The sequence below is a fragment of the Luteitalea sp. genome, from assembly GCF_044337415.1.
GTDB lineage: Bacteria > Acidobacteriota > Vicinamibacteria > Vicinamibacterales > Vicinamibacteraceae > Luteitalea.
Genome location: NZ_JBIINP010000018.1, coordinates 10,756 through 29,240, shown reverse-complemented (window position 1 = coordinate 29,240; position 18,485 = coordinate 10,756). Strand labels below are relative to the sequence as shown.

Below are 18,485 nucleotides of genomic sequence, written 5' to 3'. Positions count from 1 at the left end.
GCCGGGCGCTGGCCGTGCCTACACGGCGCGCAGTGCCGCGTCGAGGTCGCTCCAGAGGTCCTCGACGTCCTCGATGCCGACGCTCAACCGCAAGAGCGTTGGCGGCAGGTGTTCCTGTCCGGGGATGCCGGCACGGCGCTCGATGGTCGACTCCACCGCACCCAGACTCGTGGCGTGCTGCACGAGCCTCACCGCCGTGCACACCCGGTCGGCGTCGCTGGCCTCGCCACGTACGTCGAACGAGATGATCGAGCCGAAGCCCGCGAGCTGCCGCCGGGCCGCGTCGTGGGTGGGATGGCTGGTCAGGCCCGGATAGCGCACCGCGGTCACGTGCGGATGCCCCGCCAGGCGCCCAGCCAGCACCGCCGCGCTCGCCTGGGCCCGCTCGAGCCGCAGCGCGAGCGTCCGTGCGCCTCGCACCGCGAGGAAGGCCTCGAGCGTGCCCGGCGTCGCGCCGGTGAGCTCGCGTGTGTGCCGCAACGCGGCCAGGCGCGCCGCGTCGCGCACCGTCACGATGCCGCCGAGCAGATCGGAGTGTCCGCCGATGAACTTGGTGACCGACTGCACGGAGACGTCGGCGCCGAGGGCGAGCGGCTGCTGGTTGAGTGGCGTCGCGAAGGTGTTGTCGACGGCCAGGGTCGCGCCGGGCTGGCGCGGCGCCGCGCAGATGACGTCGAGATCGGCGACCGCCAGCAGCGGGTTCGACGGCGACTCGAGCCAGACGAGGTCCGCCTGGCCGCACAGCGCCACCCAGCGGGCGGTGTCGTCCACGGGCACGCGCTCCACGCGCCAGCGGCCGAGGCGTACGCCCGCATCGGCAAGGCCGGCGACGCCCTGATAGCAGTCGTCGGGCAGCGCGACGAGCGATCCCACGGGCAGTTGCTCGAACACGGCGGCGATGGCGGCCATGCCCGAGGCGAATGCCACCGCCATGCCGCCCTCGAGGCCGCCGACCAGCGTCTCGAGCGACTCCCAGCCGGGCGTGCCGTCGTCGCGCGCGTAGGCGCGCTGGTCGCCCAGCACGAAGTTCGAGGCCGGGATCGGCGGGACATTGAGCGGCGAGCCCGGTCGTCCGTCGCGTCCGGCAGAGACCAGCCACGACGACACGGATGTGGTGCCACGGTCGATCGGCATGGGCGGGATCTTAGGCGACCGACGGCTGCGGGCTACAGGCGGCAGGCGACCCACGCGCTCGCGACTTGGCGGACCGTCGCGCTTCGCGCAAGAATCGACGCCACCGTGAGCGCCCTCTCCTCCAGACCCGTCGCCCTCGTCACCGGCGCCGCACGCGGCATCGGCCGGGCGTGCGCGGTCGCGCTTGGCGCCGCGGGATTCCACGTGCTCCTGGCCGACCTGGCGATGGACGAGGCACTTGGCGAGACGGTGCGCGCGCTCGAGGCCTCCGGTGTCGAGGCGCAGGCATTCGCCATCGACGTGGCCGACCTGTCGCGCCACGATGCGCTGGTCGACGCGGCCGTCTCGCGCTGGGGACGCCTCGACTGCCTCGTCAACAACGCCGGCGTCGGGGTGCTGTCGCGTGGCGACCTCCTCGACGTCACGCCCGAGAGCTTCGACCGGTGCGTGAGCGTGAACACGCGCGCCGTGTTCTTCCTGTCGCAGGTCGCGGCGCGTCACATGCTCGCGCAAGGCGAGATCGGCGGCCACCACCGCAGCATCGTCACCATCACGTCGAGCAACGCGGTCGCCGTCTCGATCGCGCGCGGGGAGTACTGCGTGTCGAAGGCCGCCTCGAGCATGACCACGCGCCTGTTCGCGCTTCGCCTCGCCGACGAGGGTATCGGCGTGTACGAGGTGCGCCCGGGCATCATCGCGACGGCGATGACGCAACCGGTGCAGGCCCACTACGACGCGGCCATCGCCGACGGGCGGGTGCCGGCCCGCCGCTGGGGGCAACCGGAGGACGTCGCCTCGACCGTGCGGACGATGGCCGAGGGACGCCTGGCGTACACGATCGGGCAGGCCGTGACCGTCGACGGCGGCCTCACGGTGCCGCGATTCTGATGCGCGATCTCCGTCACCATCGCGAGGCGCTCGCCCTCAACACGGCCACGCTCGGCCATCGCAGCCCGATCGAGGCGGTGATCGACAAGTGCGCGGCGCACGGCTTCGGGGCCATCGCGCCGTGGCGACGCGATCTGGAGGGGCGACGGCTCGCCGACGTCGCGGCGCGCATCCGCGACCGCGGCCTCACGGTGACCGGCTACTGCCGCTCGACGTACTTCACGCATGCCTCGCATGCCGAGCGCCAGGCGGCCATCGACGACAACGCCCGCGCGATCGACGAGGCGGCCGCGATCGGGGCGGCAAGCTTCGTGCTGGTGGTCGGCGGCGTGCCTGACGGCATGCACGACATCGCGGCCGCGCGACAGCAGGCCATCGACGGCGTCGGCGCATTGCTCGAGCGCGCGCGGACCGTCGGCGTGGCGCTCGCGATCGAGCCGATCCATCCGATGGGCGCCGCGGGACGATCCGTCGTCAACACGCTGGCGCAGGCGCTCGACTGGTGCGACGCGCTGGATCCGGAGCGGCAGGGTGGGCTCGGCCTGATGGTCGATGCGTACCACGTGTGGTGGGATCCCGATCTCGAGGCCGGCATCGCTCGCGCGTGCCGTGACGGCCGCGTGCTGGGGTATCACGTCTCGGACTGGCTGCGCGACACGCGTGATCTGGTCACCGATCGCGGCATGATGGGCGACGGCGTGATCGACCTGCGACGGATTCGCGGACTGCTCGAGGCCGCGGGCTACCGGGGACCCGTCGAAGTGGAAATCTTCTCGGCCACCGACTGGTGGGTGCGCCCCGAGGACGAGGTGCTGGAGTTCTGCATGTCGCGCCTGCTCGACGTCTGCTGAGCGGCGCACACGAACTGGCCCGACCCATGACTCAGGACACGAACGTTCTCGTCACCCGTCACGAGCGCTGGCTGGAGATCGTGCTCGATCGCCCCGCCAAGGGCAACGCGCTCACGATGCCCATGCTGGGCGCCATCGGCACAGCCGTCGACGAGGCGTCGCGCGACCGCGACCTGCGCGCGGTGGTGCTGCGCGGCGCCGGGGAGCGCCACTTCTGCACCGGTGGCGACATCGCGGCCTGGGGCCGCCTGTCGCCGCTCGACATGGCGCGCGAGTGGATCGCCGGTGGCGCCGATGTGCTGGCGCGGCTCGCGGCGCTGCCGGTGCCGGTGATCGCCGAGATCAACGGCCACGCCATCGGCGGCGGCCTCGAGCTGGCGCTGGCGGCAGACCTGCGCCTGTGCGTGGCGGGCACGAAGTTCGGCACGCCCGAGGTGGGGCTGGGGATGATCCCGGGCTGGGGCGGCGTCGGTCGTCTTGCCGAGGTCGTGGGCCCGGCTCGCGCGGCACACCTGACGTTGCTCGGCACGCCCATCGACGCAGCCGAGGCGCTCGAGTGGGGACTGGTGACCGCCGTGGCGCCCGATCATGCGGCGCTGGCGGCTCGGCGTACCGAGTGGGTCGACCGCCTCTGCGGGCATGCCCCGGTGGCGATGGCGCTCGTGAAGGGCCTGCTCGCCGAGTCGCGGCGTGACATGCGCCATCACCACGCGGCCGCGGCGGCGCAGGCCGCCGCCACCGACGACTGCCGCGAGGGCGTGCGCGCCTTCACCGAGAAGCGTCCACCGCAGTTCATGAACCGGTAGCCTGCCGCCCGCCGCCTGCAGTCTGCCTTTCTCAATACGCAGCCGTCGGCTCTTCTCAATACGTAGCCGTCGGCCATGGCCGACGGGCAGCCTTCCCCAACACGTAGCCGTCGGCCATGGCCGACGGGCAGGACGTTGTAGCCTTCCCTCATGCCCGTCACCCGGTTCCTCACCGCCGACCAGGCCGCCGCCCTCGTGAAGGACGGCCACACCGTTGCCGTCAGCGGCAACGGCGCCGGCATGATCTCCGCCGAGGCGATCCTCGAGGCGCTCGAGCGGCGCTTCCTCGAGACGGGCCATCCGCGCGACCTCACGCTCGTGCACTCGCTCGGGCTCGGCGACCGCGAGTCGAGGGGCACCAACCGCTTCGCGCACGAGGGCATGCTGCGGCGGGTGATCGCCGGGCACTTCACGTGGTCGCCGCGCATCCAGCAGATGGTCCGCGATGAGCAGATCGAGGCCTACTGCCTGCCTGGCGGCGTGATCCAGCACCTGCTGCGCGAGATCGGCGCGGGGCGGCCCGGCCTCTTCACGCACTCGGGCCTCGGCACGTTCGTCGATCCGCGGCAGGACGGCGGGCGCTGCAACGCCCGCAGCCGCGACTCGCTGGTCGACCTGCTCACCATCGACGGCCGCGAGGTCCTGCACTACAAGCCATTCCGCGTCGACGTCGCCATCGTCCGCGGCACGTACGCCGACACGCGCGGCAACGTCAGCCCCGAGGGCGAGGCCATCGACATGGACGTGCACTCCCTGGCGCTGGCCGCCCACAACAGCGGCGGCGTGGTGCTCGCGCAGGTGCGGCAGGTGGTGCAGCCGGGGTCGATCGCGGCGCGTCACGTGCGCATCCCCGGGATCCTGGTCGACGCCGTGGTCACCGACTCGCAGCAGGAGCAGTTCTACGGCCTCGCGTACGACGACACGGTGAGCGGCACACGCCGCGCCGCATTGCGCGAGGGCGACGTGGCGTTGCCTGACAAGCTGGAGCGTCGCGTCGTCGCCAGGCGCGCGGCGATGGAACTGCGCGAGGGCGCGTCGCTGAACTTCGGCTTCGGCATGCCCGGTGGCATCTTCGGCGTGATCGCGGAGCAGGGCATCGGCTCGAGGCTCTGGATGAGCGTGGAGCAGGGCACGCACAACGGCGCGATGCTCGACGACCGGCTGTTCGGCGCAGCGCGCAACGCCGACGCCATCGTGCCGTCGGTCGAGCAGTTCGACTACTACAGCGGCGGCGGCATCGACATCGCGTTCCTCGGGATGGGCGAGGCCGACGCAGAGGGCAACGTCAACGTGTCGCACCTCGGCGGCACGCTCATCGGCCCGGGCGGCTTCATGGAGATCGCGCAGAACGCCAAGAAGGTGGTGTTCTGCGGCACCTTCGATGCGCAGGGATCGCGCATCGCCTTTGCCGACGGCCGCCTCTCCATCGTCGCGCCTGGCAAGGTGCGCAAGTTCGTCTCGCGGGTCGACCGGATCACCTTCAGTGGCGCCTACGCACGCCAGCGCGGGCAGGAGGTGCTCTACGTCACCGAACGCGCCGTCTTCCGTCTGGCACCGTCAGGGCTCGCACTGGTCGAGATCGCCCCGGGCCTCGACCTCGAGCGCGACGTGCTCGCCCACATGGACTTCAGGCCCGATACCTCGGCCGTGGGCGTGATGCCTGCCGACGTGTTCCGGTAGAATCGCCGACAAACCTATCGCAGGACAGGACGCTGGCCCGCCGGCCATCCGGCGGCCGCCAGCCGAGGACATCCCATGTGTGAACAGGACCAGTTCGAGCGCGACCGGCTCGAGTACGAGGCGCGTGGCCTGGTGACGCGCCGACAGTTCGGCGTGCTGCTCGGCGCCGGCGTGTCGATGATGCTGCCGCGCGCGGCCAACGCGGTCACGGTGACCGGCAGCGACGTGAGCATCACGACGCCCGACGGCACCTGCGATGCGTTCTTCGTGCACCCTGCCACGGGACAGGCTCCCGCGGTGCTCGTGTGGCCCGACATCTTCGGCCTGCGCCCGGCGTTTCGCGACATGGGCAAGCGGCTGGCCGAGTCCGGCTACGCGGTGCTCGTCGTCAACCCCTTCTACCGCGTGAAGAAGGCCCCGACCGCCGAGCAGGGCGGCGCGACGCCCATCGACCAGGTGCGGCCGCTCGCGCAGGGCCTCAACGAAGCCACGCACATGACCGACGCCAGGGCGTTCATCGCCTGGCTCGATCAGCAGAAGCCGGTCGCGCGCTCGCGCAAGGTCGGCACGCAGGGCTACTGCATGGGTGGCCCGATGGCGTTCCGCACCGCGGCGGCCGTGCCCGACCGCGTCGGCGCGGTGGCGTCGTTCCACGGGGGCGGGCTTGCGACGACGGCCCCCAACAGCCCGCACCTGCAGGCGGCGGCGACCAAGGCGCAGTTCCTCATCGCGGTCGCCGAGAACGACGACAAGCGCAACCCGACCGAGAAGGACACGCTGCGCGAGACCTTCACGAAGGCCAACCTGCCCGCCGAGATCGAGGTGTACGCGGCTGCGCACGGCTGGTGCCCGCCCGACTCGCGTGTGTACAACGAGCCGCTGGCCGAGAAGGCGTGGGCCCGCCTGCTCGCGCTGTACGCGAAGGCGCTCGCGTAGAAGGAGTCCCCATGAATCCCGTCGGATGGTTCGAGATCTACGTGCAGGACATGCCCCGCGCGAAGGCGTTCTACGAGCAGGTGCTGCAGGTGACCCTGGACCCGTTGCCCAACCCCACCGAGGACGAGATGGAGATGCTGTCGTTCCCGATGTCGGACGAGGGCACCGGCGCGTCGGGCGCGCTCGTCAGGATGCCCGGCGTGCCCTCGGGCGGTAGCACGCTGGTGTACTTCACCAGCGAGGACTGCGCCGTGGAGGCCGACCGCGTGTCGGCGGCCGGCGGCACGCTGCAGCGGCCCAAGACGTCCATCGGGCCCTACGGGTTCATCGCCCTGGCGGTGGACACCGAGGGCAACATGTTCGGGCTGCACTCGGCGAAGTAGCACGTATCTGGCGACGGGCCACGGGCTGCAGGCGACCTGCAGCCTGTAGCCTGCAGCCTGTAGCCCTAGATCTTCTCGAGCGCCACCGCATTCATGCAGTAGCGCAGGCCGCTCGGCGCCGGGCCGTCGGGGAAGACATGGCCGAGGTGCGCGTCGCAGGTGCTGCACGTGGTCTCCACGCGCACCATGCCGTATGAGTGGTCTGCGGTGTAGGCGATCGCGTCCGCCTCGACGGGCTGGGTGAACGACGGCCAGCCGGTGCCCGACTCGAACTTGGTCGAGGCATCGAACAGCAGCGTCCCGCAGCACACGCAGGCATAGCGGCCCGGCTCGAACCGGCTGCACATCTCCGAACTGAACGCACGCTCCGTGCCGTGTTGGCGCGTGACGTGGTACTGCGCCGGACTCAACTGCGCCCGCCACTCCTCGTCGCTCCGCTCCACGCGGCGCAGCGGCGCCGGATTGCCGTCACGAGCCCGCCCGAGTACGTCCTTCCAGTTCAACACGCCACACGCTCCCCCTGCCGGCGTTCGCGCCAGCGACACGATCCGTCTCTCGTTGATAGCACAGCGCGCGGCGCGGACACGACTCCGCCTCGACACGGCGGTGGTGCCGCATGACCGACACGGCCACCGCGCCGGCGGGTCCGGCGCGGGTTGCAGGCGGCAGGGGCGAAGCGGGGGAGGTGAGCGGCGACGCGGGGCGTCAGCGCTTCTTCGCGGGCGCGGCCTTCTTGGCGGCAGCCTTCTTCGGGGCGGCCTTCTTCACCGCCACCTTCTTCGCGACCGCCTTCTTCGCAGCCGGCCTGGCGGCGACGGCCTTCTTCGGCGCGGCGGCCTTCTTCACCACGGCCTTCTTCACCACGGCCTTCTTCGCGACGGCCTTCTTCGCCGCAGGCGTCGGGGCCGCGGCCTTCTTGGCGGCCTTCTTCTCCGCGGTCACCACTTCCTCGGCGCTCTTGCTGCGCAGGTCGGCGGCGTGCGCGCGCTTGAACGTCTGGATGTCCTTGAACTTCCCGGACCTGTCACGCACTGCGTACAGCTTCGTGCCGGTGCTGCTGCGATGCGTGGTCCGACGGGCCTTGGCCATGAATGGTGCCTCTCCGTGTCTGTGGCCGCACTGTCGCGGCACCTCATCCTAACCCGGCAGCAGCGGCACGCGTCATGGCCGTTGGTCGAGCCACGTCATGCGCGCCAGCGACGCACACCCGAACTTCTTCGCGCTGCCTGCGGAAACGTTCGCACTTGCGCACGCATGTCGTGCGCGTTTCGAGGTGCGCATGCGGCACCCCTCCGGCACTGTTCTTGCGCTGCACCGGGGCAGAGGAGACTCCCAATGACGATGAGTCGAACCCTGTCGATCCTGGTGGTGATCGGCCTGGCCGCCAGCATGCGCGTCACTGCCGCGCCGCAAGCCTCGCCCGATAGCGACGCGAAGGGCTGCACGGATCACCCGCTCCTCACCCGCATGGCCGACATGCACATCGTGTCGTGCCGTACCGTCGAGTTCGATCGCTTCGCGTTCCGCACCGGCAAGGGCGTGGAGACGCCTGTCGAGGGCCGCAGGTACGAGGTGCGCTACAGGATCGCCACCGGACGCCCGGCGCCGGGGCCCATCGCGATCCTGCGCAACCACCAGCAGGCGGTGGCGCGCATCGGCGGCACCACGAAGTACGAGGACGCGCGCTACACCACGCTGCAGGTGACGCACCAGCAGCAGGAGATCTGGACGCAGGTCGACACCGCGTGGGGCGGTGGCTACATGCTCACGATCATCGAGAAGCAGGCGATGACGCAGCAAGTGGTCGCCAATGCCGAGGCCTTCAAGGCGGGACTGGCCGCGACCGGCCATGTCGAGGTGCCGGGCATCTTCTTCGACACCGGCCAGTCGGTCCTGAAGCCGGAGTCGGCGGCCGCCGTCGCCGAGGTCGCGGCGCTGCTGAAGGCCAGCCCGACACTCGAGGTCTACGTCGTCGGGCACACCGACAACGTGGCGGCGCTCGACCTCAACACGAGGCTCTCGCAGGCCCGTGCCGATGCCGTGGTGCAGGCGCTCGTGCGCACCCACGGGATCGCGGCAGCTCGCCTCGTCGCCCGCGGTGTCGGGCCACTGGCCCCCGTGGCCAGCAACGACGCCGAGGATGGCCGCGCCAGGAACCGCCGCGTCGAACTCGTGAAGCGGTAGCAGGCCACAGGCCACAGGCTGCAGGCTGCAGGCGACCTGTACCCGGCACCCGGCACCCGGTCCTGTATAGTGCCGCCCATGCTTGGCCACGAGCCCGACGCCGCCGCGATCGCGCGCGCGATCGCCGCGCGCGACGAGCGCCGGGGCCTGCTCATCGCGTTCGAAGGGCCTGATGGCGCGGGCAAGACGACGCAGCAGCGGTTGTTGCGGACGTGGCTCCAGAGCGAGGGACACGAGGTGGTGACCTCGCGCTGGGCCTCGTCGCGCCTGATCAAGCCGCTGATCACGTCGCGCGCCCGCCTGCGCGTGCTGTCGGCCGAGGAGTATTCGCTGCTGCACGCCGCGGACTTCCAGCACCGCCTCGACACGGTCGTGCTGCCCGCGCTCTGGGCGGGGCAGACCGTGCTCGCCGATCGCTACCTGTTCACCGCACTGGCGCGCGACGCCGCGCGCGGCCTCGAACTCGACTGGCTCCTGCGGGCCTACGCACCGCTCGTGTGGCCCGACCTGGTCGTGTACTTCGCGCTCGATGCGCACGACTCGCGTCGTCGCGTCGTGGCGACGCGCTCGCCCCGCTTCTACCAGGCCGGGCAGGACGTGACGGGGCTGGCCGATCCCGTCGCCAGCTACGCGCAGTTCATCGACCGCGTCATCACCGACTACGAGAACCTCGCGGTCATCTTCCAGTTCGTCAAGGTCGACGCCTCGCAGCCCGTCTACCGGCTGCACCAGCAGGTGCGCGCGCTCGTGCAGGGCGCCGAGCGACGTCCGTGGCCCGACTACAGCGCCGAGGCGCTCACCGAATGGCTGCAGCGACACCCGCACCTGGTCGGCTGATCGCGATCGACGCGACGCGCGGCGCCGACATCCGGACGGAAGCTGCGCGCGTGGCCGACGACCTGCGGGCCCGTGGCATCGACTGCGCCATCAGCCGCTGGGACGCCTCGGGCATGTTCGAGGACCTGCTGGCCGGACCGGTGGCTGGGCGACAGGTGTCGCCGAGGATGCTGGCGCTGCTCTATGCGGCCGACCTGGTGTTCCGCCTGCGCTGGGAGATCGGCCCCGCCCTCGCCGCTGGCCGCGTCGTCATCGCGGCGCCGTACGTGGACACGGCCGTGGCGGTGGGGGTCGGGCTCGGCCTGCCGGACGCGTGGCTGCTCGACGTGCTTCGATTCGCCCCGATGCCCGATGCCGCCCGGGCCGCTCCCGAGCGGCGCCGCGACGCGGGGTGGCGCCCCAGGCCCGATCGCGGCTACGCCGAGTGCTGTGCCACGCTGCTGGACGGCGCGCCGACGGCGCTGCGCAAGCGCCGCGCGCGCCGCCGCGCCATGGCATGGCTGGAGGCACGGGCGGTGGCCACGGGTGGGCTCAAGCGTCGCCACCTCATCCGCCGCATGGTCGACATCCGCCGCAGGGTCGACGAGGTGTGATCGGACAGGCCGTACCCCGTACCCGGTACCCGGTACCCGGCCCCTACTGACACCCCTCCGGCAGCGCTGCACCCGTCGCGCGGGCGGTTTCGCACGTCACGTAGGTGATGCGGGCCGCCGGGAACGCCAGCATTTTCTCGCGGGCCGCCGCGTGGTCCTCGTTGCTGTACGGCTTGGAGGGGTCCTCGCGCATGGCGGCGGCGATCAGGTCGAGCTGGCGCCGCATCTCGGCCAGGAGCCACGCCTCGGTCTGGCCCTCGTCCACCTGCGCGGCCGAGGCTGCCGCCTCCGAGAGGGTGGCGTAGTACTGCGAGCGCCAGGCCGCGGAGGCCAGGAGCTTGCGCACCAGCACGTTCTCGTCGTGGCGCGTGGTGAGCGAGAAGTCTGGCGCCTCGAAGGCGTTGTCTTCGTCCCACGCGATGCACACGTGCCGCGTGCCGTCCTCGACGCGGTAGAAGTAGAAGTTGTTCATGCCGTCGTAGCCGGTGAACCCGTCGGGTTCGGCCACGAAGTTCTGGGCCGCCAGGTAGCGCACGAACGCGGGGATGTCGAGGCGCGAGTCGAGCGCCGCCGTCAGGCCTGTTTCCGGGGTCTCGTTGGTCAGCCGCACGAGCTCCTCGATCGGCCCCCACTTCTCCGCGTCGCTCTTGCTCTCCTTCGTCTTGGCGTCGAAGCGCTCGGCGTAGGGCGCGAGGTCGCTGCCCAGGTACTCGAAGCGCCACGGCGCGCCGATGAGGTAGTTGTACTCGAACAGGTAGCCGTCGTTCTGGACGTTGCCGTCCACCTCGCCGAACACGCGCGCGAGCAGGTCCTTGTCCACGGCCTCCACGACGCCATAGAGGCCCACGAGCTGGTTGTTCACGTACAGCCGGGCGAACGACTCGCGCGGCGCCGGCACCCCCATGCGGGCAAAGAACCGCATCGCCACCGACTCCTTCACGCCTGACGGGTCCTGCGTGAGGTTGTCGAGCACGTAGGACTTCAGGCCCAGGAAGGTCTGGTCCGAGGCGTAGCGGTCGAAGTCGACCCGCAGGCCGGGCTTGGTGGCGCTTCGCGAGCCGAGGCCCCGCGAGCGGATGCCGAGGTTGCGGACGGTGAGCCCGTTCCAGCGCATGTCGGCCGGGTAGTACGTGTTCTCCTGGAAGTTCTCCTTGAGCTTGGCCCAGTCCTGGGAGTTCATCAGCAGGTCGATGCGGTGCATCACTGCCGGGTTGAAGAAATCGTCGGCGGTCTGCGCCTGCGAGGTCCCCGTGAGCAGCGCGGCCAGCGCGCAGAGGGCCAGGAGCCACCGACCGATGGACGCGACGCGCGTGGGATGCCCGTTCGCCATGGTGTCCTCAGAATACGACCTGGAGCCGCAGGACGCCCGACCAGAATGCGGTCTCGCCAGCCGCCGGCGTGCGCTGCTCATCCGTGAAGTCCTCGTGAATGGCATTGGCCACCACCTTCACGTGCGGCATGACGTACCAGTTCACGCCCGCCGTCCAGATGCGGTCCGTGTTGCCGAGCAGGTGGTCTCCCCGGGGGTTGCGCACCGGGGTGCCCTCCTTGCTGGCACTGCCGAAGCCCAGTTCCTCGTAGCGGAGCGCCAGTTCGATGGCGCCGGGCCCGCCGCGCAGCACGGATCGCTTCATGCTGATGGAATCGTCCTTGTCCTGCCCGGTGACCAGCCACGTCCCGTACGCGTACCAGCCCGTGCCCAGGAAGTCCGAGAGATCCACGTCGCCGAGGCCCTGCTTCAGGCGGTCCTCACGCGTCTGCATCCACTCGGCCCGCAGCCCGAACGGACCCGGCGTCCAGTCCAGCTCGACCCCGAGCCGCTGCCGGCGCCCCTTCACATAGACGGGCGCGAAGTAGTCGAATCCGTACGGCGTCTCGCCGCGCAGGCTGTTCAGGCCTTCCGGCAGGTTGCCGGTCGTGTACGCGGCGCCGACGCGGAGCGAGCGCAGGGCGGCGTCCTTGCCCACCAGCGGCCGCAGGACGGCCGCCGTCACGCGGCCCCCGTACGTGGGGCCCAGGTCGTCCTCGGCCCCCTCGATGAACTGCGGCTCCGAGAGCTTGCCGAGGTCGCCGTCGGTGTCGAACACGCCGGCCTCGTAGGTCAGGCCCCGTCCGAAGAACCGCCCGTGCACGGCAACGCCCTTGTCACGCGCCGGGGTGAGTTGCGTCGAGGCCCGCGACCGGTACACGAAGTCGATCTCGGTACGGCCGAAGTTCTGCTCGAGCCCGAAGGGAATCTTGAACCGTCCGCCGCGGACGGCGACCGCGTCGAACGTGCCCCAGTTCAGGTACACGTCCTTCCAGTCCTGCCACTCACCGTCCTCGTCGATCTCCCGCTCCAGCTCGAAGTCGAGGTGCCGCGTCAGCTTGCCCTTCATGCCGATGCGGGCCACGTCGAGCTTGAAGCGGTCCTCGTCCAGCTCGGGATCGAACCCGCGCCAGTCCATCACGACTCGTGTGCGCAGCCCGACGTAGATGTCGTCGCCGAAGATGATCGCGGGACGGTCGTCCTTCCAGCCGAACCCGCGTGCCACCGGCGCCTGCGACGACTGCGCGAGCGCAGCGGGCGCGCCTGCGAGCAGCAGGCCGGCGAGCGTGAAGGCGAGGGCGGGCGTGGGCGTCACGACGGGTCTCCGGGAAGGCGGCGCGCCCGCGCGCCGGCGTGGTCGGATAGTGCGCGCCAGGCCGCGGCAAGCGGCTGCACCAGGGCGGGATCGTCCACCATCAGCGACACCTCGCGGCGGAAGTCGAGGCTCAGCGTCGAGAGGGCCAGGCTCCCGACGAGCGCCCGCGTCTCGTCGACCACCATCAGCTTGCCATGCGCGGCCAGCGGCGAGGGCAGATCCTTGCCGACGACGGTCACGGCGACCCCCGCGTTGCGGCGCTCCCGCAGCAGGGTCACGACGCCGGGGTCGGCCAGCTTGTGGTCAAGGATGCCAATCGACCGCCGCGCGTCCAGGATGAGCCGGTGGACCTCGTCGCGGCTCCGCTCGGGCCCGACGAGGAGCCGCGGGCTGAAGTCCGGACCGAACACCGGCGGGCGGCCCGACGCGTCGGCGTCGAACAGCCGGAGCAGGCTCCGGGCCACGCGGGTGTCGCCAGTGGTGATCACGGCATCCCACGTGCGCCCGAAGCACTTGCGCGTCGGGTTCAGCGTCATCACCAGCGCGGTCGTCTCGTCGGCGACCAGGTACTTCGCGTGGTACTTCACGACCGGGTCGGCAAACCAGGCCACCGTGGCGCCCATCCCGGTGAGGGCGGCGTGCAGCCGCCCGAGCGACTTGCGGCCCCGCCTGGCGCGGCGCGTGAGCAGCGCCTCCACGGCCACGCCTCGTCGGACGGCGGCGGCCAGCGCGTCGAGCACGCCCTGGTCGTCGCACCGGAAGAGCGACAGCACCAGGTGACGACGGGCCTCGTCGATGGCACGAAGGAGGGCCTCCCGACGCGCCACGGGCGCCAGCGCCACCGACTCGGCGACGGACGGTTCAGCCGCGCTTGGGCGGGGACCAGGAGACATGCTTGATGCTCGCCTTGCCCTCTGCCATGAGCTGCGCGCTGAGGTCCTCGATGGAGTCGCCAGGGCCCAGGGTCGCCAGGTACCGCGCGGTCGCCTCGTCGCCCTGCGACACCTCGCGCGGCTCGAACACGATGCCGTTGATGGCGAACACCTGGTGGATGTGCGACATCGGCAACTCGCGGCCGTCGGCCACGATCTCGACGAGCATGCTGCGCGGCCGGTCGCCGCTGAACAGGTTCAGCGCGGGCAGCAGGCCGCACAGGAACAGCGTGCCCAGGCCGGCGACGGCGAACGCGCCGAGGCCGGCGGCCATGCCCAGTCCCATCAGGATGAACAGGATCGTGATGTCCCTGGCGTCCTCGACCGGCGTGCGGAAGCGGATCACGCTCGCGGCGCCGGCGATGCCGAAGGCCCGCGCCAGGTTGTTGCCGATGATCACCATCATCAGCGCCCCCGACACGCACAGCAGCACCTGCGCCTGATCCATGGACGGATTGGGCGTGCGATCGCTGCGGGTCTGCCGGTGGACGACGGTGACCAGCATGCCGATGAGGGCCGAGGCCACCAGCTTGGCGAGCTCGAAGACCGGGTGATCGAACCCGCCGGCAGGCGAGGCGACGAACGGGGCGCCGCCCGGGGCCGTCGGCGCCGCGGCCGTCGGCAGCCCCAGCGTCGGCCACACCAGCCCGGTGCCGACCAGGCCCACCCCCACGACCAGCACGCCCGCGATGGTCAGCACGCGATCCCAGCGCACGTCCCTGGCCTGCGCGTCGGCCACCGAGTCCTTGACCTCCAGCACGCCATCGAGGAGCGAGAGGCTCAGCACCTCCTGCACGCGCGGGTTGGGGCTGATCAGGGTGAACCGACGGTGGAGCCGCTGTGCCGAGGTGTGTCCGCGCACCAGCGCGCGGACGCCGGCGCTGTCGGCCGTCGGCACGGCGCGGAGGTCGACGACCACGTGCCGGTAGCCCTCACGGAACAGTGCCTGGATCCGACGCTCGAGTTCCTCGGCGGGACCGCCCGCCACGAGGGCTTCCTGGGGCGACAGTACCAGTCGTGAACCTGGCGCGTGTGACGGACTGGTAGCCATGACCGTGATGAGTGCGCGAACGGTAACACATCTGGACAGGCCGGGCCAGTCGGCGGTTCACTGGCCGCCGCGCCATACTCGCGTCACCGCCGCTGCGCGTCCAGCAGGACTGACGGTCGATGGGCGGCGCCGCCATGGCGATCGCTCTCCCGGCCGCCGTGTCGGCATCGTACGGGTGCGCGGGTCATGTTGACTCCAGTCGTCTGAACCGATACAACGTAGCCTCATCAATTCGCGGCCAGCAGGGGGGAGCTGGTGATGCTGGCCGTGGCTGCATCCATGCCCACACCCAGGCGCGGCCACGCGGCTTCATCGAGCCCATGACCCGCACGCCATTCTTCTGGTTCCTCATCTACGTGCACACCGGCTTCGGGGTGGCGGCGTTGGCGGCCTCGGTCGCCGCCGTCCGCACGCGCCGCGGCAGTGCCGCTCACCGGCGGGCGGGTTGGTGGTTCGTCCAGGCGGTGGCGGGATTGTTCGTCACGACGGCGCTGATGGCGTCGATTCGCTACACGTTCTTCCTGTTCGTCATCGGGTACGCCGCGTGGTACGCGTCGCACCAGGCCTGGCTGCCGGTGGCAGGCCGGGATGAGCGCCCCTACCTGGCCGGGGCACTGGCGCGCCTGGTCCAGCACGACCTCGCGATCGCGCTCGGGGTCTCGCTGATGCTGGCAACGCTCGCGATGCTGGTGCAGCGGGAGCTGCCGATCACGCCGTACGGCCTCGGGCTCGGTGTCGCCTTCGTGTGGGGGAGCGTCCTCGCGGGCCTGGGGGGCCTCGCGCGCACCGGTCGCCTCGGACGGCTGCCGCGTCGCGCCCACCACGCGATCCACACGTCGGTGGCCGCCACTGCCACCTGGAGCGAGTTCGCTGCCGATGTCACGGTGCACTTCGTGCCCCCGACGGCGGTCTGGGTGATCGCCTGGATCCTGCCTGCCGTGGCGGCTGCATGGCTGCTCCATCGGCGCGTCGACCTTCCCGCCTGCGTCGCCGCCTGCCTCAGGACAGGTCCGGCGCCGGCGTCGCCATGGCCCGTCACGCCGGTGTCGCACCCATGACCCTGGCATCGGCGGCGTTCCTGCCGCCCGGGGACGCCTTCGGGCGCTCGGCGACGCTCGACTTCGGGCTGCACGCGCCCGTGCTGGGCATGCCCCTCCGCATCCGGAGCAATGCCGAGCAGGCGCTGCGCCATGCCGAGGTCGACTTCGGCGTGTGGCGGACACTCCCGTCCGGGCTGGTGGGCGACGGCCCCGTCGCGACCTTCGACATCGTGGTGCATCCCCGCACCGCCGAGGCGCTCGGCCCGCTCACCTATCGTCGGCATGGCGCCGTCTTCATGGCGGCCGCCGGCACGGTGATGGTGTCGGTGCTGCCCGAGCTCGCCCACGCCGTGGCCTTCGTGCCGGCGCACGCGCTCGAGGATGGCGAGTGGTTTCGCTCCCACGTCACGGGCCTGGCCTGGATGCTCGCCAGTCGCCATCGGCGCGTGCCGCTGCACGCCGCGGCCGTCGTCGGTGACGCACGCGCGCTCCTGCTGCTGGCCGAGAGCGGCGGGGGCAAGTCCACCCTGGCCTACGCCTGCGGCCACGCTGGCCTGCGCGTGCTCACCGAGGACACCGTCTTCGTGGATGCGGCGGGGAGCGTGGCGCGCCTGTGGGGTGGACTGCCCTGCCACTGGCTCCGGCCTGCCGCGGTGGACATGTTCCCCGAGCTGGCCGGGCATCCGGTCGTGGTTCGCGGCAACGGCAAGCCACGTCTCCGCATCCCGGCCGCGGGCCCGCCACTGCTCACCACGACCGCGCCGGTGAGCGCCGTGCTCATCGAGACCGGCGGCGACGAACCGGTCCTCGAGGCACTAGGCAGCGACGTCCTGGCCGACAGGGTCGCTGCCGACCGCACCGAGGGATTCGATCAGTACCCGGAGTCGCGTCCTGGCGTCGTCGACTGGCTGCGGACGCGGCCGGCGTACCTGTGCCGACGTGGGCCCGATCCCCGCCTCACCGCGAGGCTGCTGGCGCGCCTCGCCGCCGCGCCGTCGGAGTCCCCGGCATCCATGCGATTGCCCATGTCCACCACCCTGACCACCACGATCCCGTGACAGACGTCCTGCTCGCCACTGCCAACTTCATGGCGCTCGATCCCAAGCAGCGCCGCAAGTCGCGTCCGTACCCGCCGCTGGCGGCCCTCTATGCTGCGAGCCTGCTCCGGAAGGACGGCCTCGAGGTCGGTCTCTTCGATGCGACGCTGCAACCCGACGAGCAGGCCTTTGCCGACTGCCTGCGGACGCATCGACCGCGCCTCGTCGTGCTCTACGAGGACAACTTCAACTTCCTGTCGAAGATGTGCCTCGACCGCATGGTCGATGCCGCGTTGACGATGGCGGGGATGGCGCGGGCGTCTGGCGCGACGGTGGCGGCGGCCGGCCCGCACGTCACCGACCATCCGGAGCGGTACGTCTCACGCGACGTGCAGTTCGCACTGGTGCGTGAACCCGACCGCAGCACTGCGGAGCTGGCTGCGATCCTGCTGGGGCGGGCCCCGGGGCAGCCTGATGCCGTTCCCGGCGTGGTGGTCGCGGACCCCTCGGCGCCGCGGGGGCTGCGCTTCTCGGCCGGCCGGCCCCCCGAGCGGGATCTCGACTCGTTCCCGGAGGCGGCATGGGACCTCGTCGACGTCGAGGCCTACCGGCGCGTGTGGACCGAGGCGCACGGGTACTTCAGCCTGAACCTGGTCACGACGCGCGGCTGTCCCTTCCACTGCAACTGGTGTGCGAAGCCGATCTGGGGCCAGCGCTACGCCATGCACTCGCCGGCTCGCGTGGCGAGCGACCTGGCGTCGCTCAAGTTCCACTGCAGCCCGGACCACGTCTGGTTCGCCGACGACATCTTCGGGCTCCGGCCGGCCTGGGTCACGGAGTTTGCCAGGGAGGTGGCCGCGCGTGACGCGCGCGTGCCCTTCACGATCCAGACCCGTGCCGACCTGATGACGCCGGAAGCCGTCGAGGGACTCGCCCGCGCCGGCTGCGCCGAGGCGTGGCTCGGCGCCGAGAGCGGCAGTCAGCAGGTGCTCGACGCGATGGACAAGGGCACGACGGTCGAGGAGATTGCGGACGCCCGGCAGCGGCTCGGCGCGGCGGGCATTCGCACGGCCTTCTTCATCCAGTTCGGGTATCCCGGTGAGGAGTGGTCACAGATCATGGAGACGGTGGAGATGGTGCGCCGGCTGCTTCCCGACGACATCGGCGTGAGCGTCACCTACCCCCTCCCGGGCACGGGCCTGTACGACCGGGTGCGCGAGGAACTCGGGGCCAAGACCCAGTGGGTCGACAGCGACGATCTCGCGATGATGTTCCAGGGCACCTACACGAGCGAGTTCTACCGCAGGCTGCACACGCTCCTGCACCGCGACCTCGACGTCCGCCGCGCCGAGGCCGCTGGGCGCGACATGAGTGTCGAGGCCGCCGCCGTCAGCGAGGCATGGGCGCTGCTCGAACAGACCGAGGCGCAGCATCGACAGGCCGATCCCCTGCAACTCGGCGTGCGCGAGTCGCTGCCGCGCCCGGTGCTGGCGATGGACGCCAACTGAC

General features: G+C 71.2%; 19 protein-coding genes. 12 read left to right on the top strand and 7 right to left on the bottom strand.

From position 1 onward, the window contains the following. Positions 1 to 18: 18 nt before the first annotated feature. Positions 19 to 1,134: a trans-sulfuration enzyme family protein gene (locus tag ACIRDX_RS05345; RefSeq protein WP_396624370.1), complete on the bottom strand. Its 1,116-nt coding sequence runs from the start codon at positions 1,132 to 1,134 to the stop codon at positions 19 to 21. Positions 1,135 to 1,239: 105 nt separating this feature from the next. Between ACIRDX_RS05345 and ACIRDX_RS05340 the strand changes: the two genes are divergently transcribed. The 6 genes from ACIRDX_RS05340 to ACIRDX_RS05315 all read left to right on the top strand — a co-directional run bounded on the left by ACIRDX_RS05340 (position 1,240) and on the right by ACIRDX_RS05315 (position 6,678). Continuing rightward, positions 1,240 to 2,022 carry a 3-ketoacyl-ACP reductase gene (locus ACIRDX_RS05340; RefSeq protein ID WP_396624369.1) on the top strand — a complete coding sequence of 261 codons (783 nt, stop codon included), beginning with the start codon at positions 1,240 to 1,242 and terminating at the stop codon, positions 2,020 to 2,022. Continuing rightward, entirely contained in the window at positions 2,022 to 2,873 is an 852-nt protein-coding gene (locus tag ACIRDX_RS05335; RefSeq protein WP_396624368.1) for a sugar phosphate isomerase/epimerase family protein, read from the top strand. The genes ACIRDX_RS05340 and ACIRDX_RS05335 overlap by 1 nt, the downstream gene beginning before the upstream one ends. Positions 2,874 to 2,899: 26 nt before the next feature. After that, positions 2,900 to 3,679: an enoyl-CoA hydratase/isomerase family protein gene (locus tag ACIRDX_RS05330; RefSeq protein ID WP_396624367.1), complete on the top strand. Its 780-nt coding sequence runs from the start codon at positions 2,900 to 2,902 to the stop codon at positions 3,677 to 3,679. Between the two features lie 150 nt (positions 3,680 to 3,829). Continuing rightward, a complete protein-coding gene (locus ACIRDX_RS05325) occupies positions 3,830 to 5,359 on the top strand; it encodes an acyl CoA:acetate/3-ketoacid CoA transferase (protein WP_396624366.1) in 1,530 nt (509 codons plus the stop codon). Between the two features lie 75 nt (positions 5,360 to 5,434). Then, positions 5,435 to 6,295, top strand: a complete 861-nt coding sequence (locus ACIRDX_RS05320; RefSeq protein ID WP_396624365.1) for a dienelactone hydrolase family protein — start codon at positions 5,435 to 5,437, stop codon at positions 6,293 to 6,295. Between the two features lie 11 nt (positions 6,296 to 6,306). Next, a complete protein-coding gene (locus ACIRDX_RS05315) occupies positions 6,307 to 6,678 on the top strand; it encodes a VOC family protein (protein WP_396624364.1) in 372 nt (123 codons plus the stop codon). A gap of 65 nt (positions 6,679 to 6,743) precedes the next feature. Here the strand turns inward: ACIRDX_RS05315 and msrB are convergent, their stop codons facing one another. Beyond that, entirely contained in the window at positions 6,744 to 7,184 is a 441-nt protein-coding gene (gene msrB / locus ACIRDX_RS05310; RefSeq protein ID WP_396624390.1) for a peptide-methionine (R)-S-oxide reductase MsrB, read from the bottom strand. Between the two features lie 199 nt (positions 7,185 to 7,383). Continuing rightward, positions 7,384 to 7,767, bottom strand: coding sequence for a hypothetical protein (locus tag ACIRDX_RS05305; RefSeq protein WP_396624363.1), 384 nt, complete (start codon positions 7,765 to 7,767; stop codon positions 7,384 to 7,386). A 246-nt stretch (positions 7,768 to 8,013) separates the two neighbouring features. Between ACIRDX_RS05305 and ACIRDX_RS05300 the strand changes: the two genes are divergently transcribed. The 3 genes from ACIRDX_RS05300 (at position 8,014) to ACIRDX_RS05290 (ending at position 10,292) form a co-directional block, all read left to right on the top strand. Beyond that, positions 8,014 to 8,862 (top strand): OmpA family protein, encoded by an 849-nt coding sequence (locus ACIRDX_RS05300; protein WP_396624362.1) that lies wholly within the window; start codon positions 8,014 to 8,016, stop codon positions 8,860 to 8,862. A gap of 78 nt (positions 8,863 to 8,940) precedes the next feature. Next, positions 8,941 to 9,699, top strand: a complete 759-nt coding sequence (gene tmk / locus ACIRDX_RS05295; protein ID WP_396624361.1) for a dTMP kinase — start codon at positions 8,941 to 8,943, stop codon at positions 9,697 to 9,699. Beyond that, a complete protein-coding gene (locus ACIRDX_RS05290) occupies positions 9,666 to 10,292 on the top strand; it encodes a dTMP kinase (RefSeq protein ID WP_396624360.1) in 627 nt (208 codons plus the stop codon). The genes tmk and ACIRDX_RS05290 overlap by 34 nt, the downstream gene beginning before the upstream one ends. 43 nt (positions 10,293 to 10,335) lie before the next feature. Here the strand turns inward: ACIRDX_RS05290 and ACIRDX_RS05285 are convergent, their stop codons facing one another. The 4 genes from ACIRDX_RS05285 to ACIRDX_RS05270 are packed head-to-tail and all read right to left on the bottom strand — an operon-like array spanning position 10,336 to position 14,899. Further along, positions 10,336 to 11,622, bottom strand: a complete 1,287-nt coding sequence (locus ACIRDX_RS05285) for a CotH kinase family protein (RefSeq protein WP_396624359.1) — start codon at positions 11,620 to 11,622, stop codon at positions 10,336 to 10,338. Positions 11,623 to 11,629: 7 nt separating this feature from the next. After that, complete coding sequence (locus tag ACIRDX_RS05280) at positions 11,630 to 12,916, bottom strand: OprO/OprP family phosphate-selective porin (RefSeq protein ID WP_396624358.1); 1,287 nt, start codon at positions 12,914 to 12,916, stop codon at positions 11,630 to 11,632. Further along, positions 12,913 to 13,809 carry a phospholipase D-like domain-containing protein gene (locus tag ACIRDX_RS05275; RefSeq protein ID WP_396624357.1) on the bottom strand — a complete coding sequence of 299 codons (897 nt, stop codon included), beginning with the start codon at positions 13,807 to 13,809 and terminating at the stop codon, positions 12,913 to 12,915. Before ACIRDX_RS05275 ends, ACIRDX_RS05280 begins: the two co-directional genes overlap by 4 nt. Continuing rightward, a complete protein-coding gene (locus ACIRDX_RS05270; RefSeq protein WP_396624356.1) occupies positions 13,778 to 14,899 on the bottom strand; it encodes an STAS domain-containing protein in 1,122 nt (373 codons plus the stop codon). Before ACIRDX_RS05270 ends, ACIRDX_RS05275 begins: the two co-directional genes overlap by 32 nt. A 320-nt stretch (positions 14,900 to 15,219) precedes the next feature. Between ACIRDX_RS05270 and ACIRDX_RS05265 the strand changes: the two genes are divergently transcribed. Genes ACIRDX_RS05265 through ACIRDX_RS05255 form a run of 3 tightly spaced genes read left to right on the top strand, consistent with a single transcriptional unit; the run spans position 15,220 to position 18,484 of the window. After that, the gene (locus ACIRDX_RS05265; protein ID WP_396624355.1) at positions 15,220 to 15,957 is read left to right on the top strand and encodes a hypothetical protein; all 738 of its coding nucleotides are present in this window, start codon (positions 15,220 to 15,222) and stop codon (positions 15,955 to 15,957) included. Then, a complete protein-coding gene (locus ACIRDX_RS05260; protein ID WP_396624354.1) occupies positions 15,954 to 16,997 on the top strand; it encodes a hypothetical protein in 1,044 nt (347 codons plus the stop codon). The genes ACIRDX_RS05265 and ACIRDX_RS05260 overlap by 4 nt, the downstream gene beginning before the upstream one ends. Next, positions 16,994 to 18,484 carry a B12-binding domain-containing radical SAM protein gene (locus ACIRDX_RS05255; protein ID WP_396624353.1) on the top strand — a complete coding sequence of 497 codons (1,491 nt, stop codon included), beginning with the start codon at positions 16,994 to 16,996 and terminating at the stop codon, positions 18,482 to 18,484. The genes ACIRDX_RS05260 and ACIRDX_RS05255 overlap by 4 nt, the downstream gene beginning before the upstream one ends. The last annotated feature ends 1 nt before the right edge of the window (position 18,485 follow it).